General features: G+C 52.8%; 4 protein-coding genes. All 4 read left to right on the top strand.

Annotation, left to right across the window (positions count from 1 at the left end):
* Nucleotides 1-1,059, top strand: a 1,059-nt coding sequence (locus CSQ88_RS21850; protein WP_257212725.1) for an ATP-binding protein, incomplete at its 5' end; no start/stop codon positions are given.
* A 151-nt stretch (nt 1,060-1,210) separates the two neighbouring features.
* The gene (locus tag CSQ88_RS21845; RefSeq protein ID WP_218963176.1) at nt 1,211-3,586 is read left to right on the top strand and encodes a S9 family peptidase; all 2,376 of its coding nucleotides are present in this window, start codon (nt 1,211-1,213) and stop codon (nt 3,584-3,586) included.
* A 196-nt stretch (nt 3,587-3,782) separates the two neighbouring features.
* Nucleotides 3,783-4,007: a hypothetical protein gene (locus CSQ88_RS21840; protein WP_099400171.1), complete on the top strand. Its 225-nt coding sequence runs from the start codon at nt 3,783-3,785 to the stop codon at nt 4,005-4,007.
* A gap of 89 nt (nt 4,008-4,096) precedes the next feature.
* The gene (locus tag CSQ88_RS21835; protein ID WP_099400170.1) at nt 4,097-4,621 is read left to right on the top strand and encodes a GNAT family N-acetyltransferase; all 525 of its coding nucleotides are present in this window, start codon (nt 4,097-4,099) and stop codon (nt 4,619-4,621) included.
* Nucleotides 4,622-4,819: the final 198 nt, after the last annotated feature.

Genomic DNA, 4,819 nt, shown 5'->3' with positions numbered 1-4,819 from the left:
AGACAAACCTTTTTGCATCTGGATGCCATTGATGGGCATGATTCATCTCCGCAAAGTAGAACGTTCGTTCACTTTACGCCGCGCGAATGGCTAAATCAAGGGTTACTGAGCAAGAGACATAATCAGGTAAAAGAAAGCGAGCAGCTTATTCAAACCGTGCTCACCTTAAATCAGGAGCTGGCCGACAAACAACGCGAGCTGGTGCGCGCCAACCGAGCCCAGGACAGCCTGCTCAAAAAACTGCAAGAGACCCAAAGCCAGCTGCTGCACAGTGAAAAAATGGCCTCAGTCGGCCAGTTAGCTGCGGGTGTTGCCCACGAAATCAATAACCCTATCGCCTTTGTCAGCGCCAATTTAGGAATCATGGGTGAATATATCAACGATCTGTTGAGTGTACTCGACGCCTACACCGCTGCCGAATCACTACTCCCCGCCGGTACCCTCTCAACAATCCGGCAGCTTTATCAAAAAAAAGATATCAGCTATCTGCGGGAAGACAGCCAGCAGCTGCTGAATGAATCCCGCGATGGGCTGCGGCGGGTAAGGGACATTGTGCAAAATCTGAAAGAATTTTCTCAAATCGAACAAACAAGCTGGCGAATGGCGGATCTGCACAAAGGCCTTGAAAGCACGGTGCAAATGATTCAAAGCAAGCTACGCCCCGATACCATCATCCGGCGCGAATATGGCAATATCCCGCTGCTGCAATGCCATTTAGCAGAGATCAATCAAGTTTTTCTTAATCTGCTTACGAATGCCTCACAAGCCGTTGGCGAAGAAGGATTAATCAACCTGCGCACAGGCTGTAATCAGGACTGGGTTTGGATAGAAATTGAGGACAACGGCTGCGGCATAGCACCAGAGCAGCAATCCAGGGTTTTTGAGCCATTTTTCACCACCAGACCCGTAGGCAGCGGCACAGGCCTTGGGCTTTCTCAGGCATGGAAAATCATCACAGACCACGGTGGCCACATAGACTTAAACAGCACACCAGGCCAAGGCAGCCTCTTTCGTATTCGCTTGCCATTAGCGGGCCCGCAAAACAGAACTAAGCAATAATATGAAGTTCAAACAGTGTTAAAACGCGTCAATATATCAACCCGATACTATTTCAATATACTTACAAACCACTGTGTTACAGTGGGGCACAAGATGCAAAACCTGCCCAAAGCAGCGATTGCCCCGCCCATAAGCTATTGAAAAAGACCCTATGCGCCTACTTTTGCTACTTACCCTGATGATGAGCCCTCTTACCATGGCTGCCTATCAAACCCCGCCAGCCGAATTGCAAGCCATTGTCGACGCCCCGCGTGGCCCCTTATTCCGCCTTGGGCCTAAGCACGGCACGGCACTGCTGCTCAGCATGCCGGGTTTGCCCGCCATCAGCGATGTGGCTCAGCCCGAGTTAAAGCTCGCAGGCCTGCGTATCAATCCAAGAATGAGCAGCCAAAGCCGCTTTGATTTTGCCAATGGTGCCAGCCTGCTGGATATCAAAACCGGACTGAGCCGCAATATCAGCGGCCTGCCTAAGGAAGCAAGGATTGCAGATACGGCATGGTCGGCCAATGAGCGCTGGATTGCCTTCAGCCGCTGGGGCGATGCAGGCGTGGAGCTTTGGCTGATTGATGTGGCCCAAGCCAGCGCCAGGCCTTTGATTAAAGAGCCCATCAACGCGATTGCCGGAGCAGGCTTTAGCTGGCTGAGCGCCAGCGAGCAATTACTGGTGCAGCTTAAGCCGGCTGGAAAAGCCCCCACAGCGGCACTCACCCCCAGTGGCCCTAATACCCAGGACAGCCAGCCAGGGGCTAAAAGCTCGATCCGCACCTACGCCGATATGCTGAAAACACCAAGCGACGCCGATCTGCTCGACTGGCATCTGCAAAGCCAGCTGGCTACTGTCAGCCTGAAAGGCGAAATCAAAAAAATCGCCCAGCCACTGACCCTGCTGGCCGCCAGCGCGTCCCCTGATGGTGAATTGATTCTGACCACCTCGCTGCGCCGCCCCTATTCCTATTTGCTGCCGGTTTCCTACTTCCCGCAGGCAGTAGAGGTTTGGAATAAGCAGGGCAAGCTGCTTAAAACAGTGGCACTTCCGCTGCAAGATCGTATCCCGCCGGGCAACGACGCCGTATCCAAAGAGCCGCGTGATTTTGCATGGCGCAAAGATCTGCCCGCCACGCTCACCTGGCTGGAAGCGCAAGATGGCGGCAATCCGGCGACAGAAGCAAAAACACGCGATGCGATCTTCCAGCAAAGCGCGCCCTTCACCGCCCCGCCACAAAAGCTGATCGAGCTGGCCTGGCGTGCCTCATCCCTGCAATGGGGAAGTGGCGATCTGGCACTGGTTGAAGAAGCATGGTGGAAAACGCGCGATACCCGCACCTGGCGCATCCACCCCGATCACCCGGAGCAAGCGCCTGAGCTGCTGGTCGCCCGCAAATCAGAAGACCGCTATGCCGACCCGGGCGAGCCGGTGCTGGCAAAAAACGCCTATGGCCAGAACATCATTAAAAGTGATGGCAAGGCTATTTATCTGATTGGTGAAGGCGCTGGCCCGGAAGGCGACCGGCCCTTTCTGGACCGCTATGAATTAGCCAGCAAAAAATCAGTACGCCTCTGGCAATCGCAAGCCCCGTTTTATGAAATCCCCGTGGCGATGCTGGATGAGAACCGCTTTATCAGCAGCCGCGAAGCCACTGCCGAAAGGCCCAACTTCTACCTGCGAGACCTGGCAGGCAGCAGCCGTGCGCTCACCCAATTCCCGCATCCCACACCGCAGCTTAAAGACGTGCAAAAGCAAAAAATCCAGTACCCACGCAAAGATGGCGTGATGCTGGATGCCACGCTTTATCTGCCCGCAGGCTACGAAGCAAAACGCGATGGCCCGCTGCCCATGCTGATGTGGGCCTACCCGCGCGAATTTAAAAACGCCAAGCTTGCCAGCCAGGTGCGCGAATCGCCATACCGCTTTAACCGCATCAGCTACAACGGCCCGCAAGCCATACTGGCCCGAGGCTACGCCGTGCTCGACAACCCCGCCATGCCGATAGTGGGCGAAGGCAAAACCGAGCCTAACGATAACTATCTGCCGCAGCTCACCATGAATGCAGAAGCCGCAGTGGATGCCGTGGTTAAGCTGGGTGTCGCCGATCGTAATAAAATCGCCGTCGGCGGCCATAGCTACGGCGCATTTATGACGGCCAATCTGCTGGCGCATACCCGCCTGTTTAAAGCAGGCATCGCCAGATCCGGCGCGTATAACCGCACGCTGACTCCCTTTGGCTTTCAATCCGAAGACCGTAATTTCTGGGAAGCCAAGCCCGTCTACCAGGCCATGGCCCCCTTTAATTTCGCAGATCAAATCAAAGACCCGCTGCTCTTAATTCATGGCGAAATGGATAACAATTCCGGCACCTTCCCCGTGCAAAGCGAGCGCATGTACCAGGCGCTGCAAGGCCTGGGCGCAAGAGCTCGCTTAGTCATGCTGCCCAATGAAAGCCATGGCTACCGCGCCCGCGAATCCATTATGCAAATGCTGTGGGAGCAGGATCAGTGGCTGGAAACCTATTTAAAAACCAAGCCATAAAACAAAAAAACCCATCCAAGGATGGGTTTTTTGCTGAAAATTGAAGCGGCACTCCCGCAAAATTCTATTGGCATCAATCAATATATTTGTCATGCTTACATACAGACAGAAAATAACAACCGTTTAAAAAGCTGACACAAAGCCCATGATGTTTTACCGCGCCATGGGCCCATTAATAAATATACAGAAGAGCAAGATGATTAAAGTAAAACAAACGGTTCAGTTTCGCAGAAGCCAGATTCAGTACCTTAAACCCGAAATTGGCCGTCTGCTGGACCGGCGCAAAGGCTACGTACTGGATGTGTTTGTGCCACTTGGCGGAACAAAAAGCCTGGTCAAAGTCCGCTGGATAGCCCGCCGCCCCACCGAAAACGATGTCACGATGGAACACCCGCTCGAAGACTTAGAAGTCATCGCTTAAAACTCCTGCCGCCCTGTGATGGCTTTTTTCGATGCCCATCAGGAAACACGCAAAATTTAAACCATCATTCTATGGCGTCTTAACTGATCATGACGATACTGACTACTGCACGCCTGCGCCTCGAAGCAATCAGCGACCACCATTTTGACGGGCTGTTCAAAATGAATAGTCAGCCTGAAGTCATGCAATACATCACAGGCAAACCAGAGACACCTGCAGAAACTCGGGCAATGATAGAGCGCGTCAAGGCCCGCTGGATAGAATACGGATTCTCCTGGTGGAGTTTCATCGAAACCGACAGCGATGAAATCATAGGTGCAGGCTGCATACAACACTTGGGGCGTGACCCGGCCAATCCTCTGGAAATAGGCTGGCGCCTGCGTAAAGACAAATGGGGGATGGGTTATGCATCAGAAGCCGCACAAGCGATGGCCGCATTTGCTTTTGACAAACTGGAAGCAGACTCCTTATATGCCGTCTGCCATCAGGATAATCATGGATCGGCCCATGTTATGAAAAAACTAGGCATGCAATATCGCGGCACAGAGCGCTGGTATGAGATGGATACTGCGGTCTGGTCTATGGATAAAGCGGCTTGGATAACTAAAGAGTAGTTCTGGCAGATGAACATTCAAACCGTGTGTTCACCCCAGACTTGCAAATCTATACCGAAAAAAAGCCCATCAATGAACTGCACCCCAAAAGTTGGACACCCGTCCATATTTTTGGGGTGTTTTTATGTCCAAGTACTCAACGCAATTCAAGCTCTCTGTCGTTCAGCAATATTTAACTGGCGAAGCAGGTATCAAAAC

Origin of the sequence: Iodobacter sp. BJB302, assembly GCF_002735645.1 — a bacterium.
GTDB lineage: Bacteria > Pseudomonadota > Gammaproteobacteria > Burkholderiales > Chitinibacteraceae > Iodobacter.
Note: the sequence above shows the minus strand (reverse complement) of the source record. Positions and strands in the feature narration are given on the sequence as shown.

Bases quoted from the DNA above. Each gene is read 5' to 3' on its own strand.
- CSQ88_RS21845 (WP_218963176.1), top strand. From the start codon at position 1,211: ATGCGCCTACTTTTGCTACTTACCCTGATGATGAGCCCTCTTACCATG.
- CSQ88_RS21840 (WP_099400171.1), top strand. From the start codon at position 3,783: ATGATTAAAGTAAAACAAACGGTTCAGTTTCGCAGAAGCCAGATTCAG.
- CSQ88_RS21835 (WP_099400170.1), top strand. From the start codon at position 4,097: ATGACGATACTGACTACTGCACGCCTGCGCCTCGAAGCAATCAGCGAC.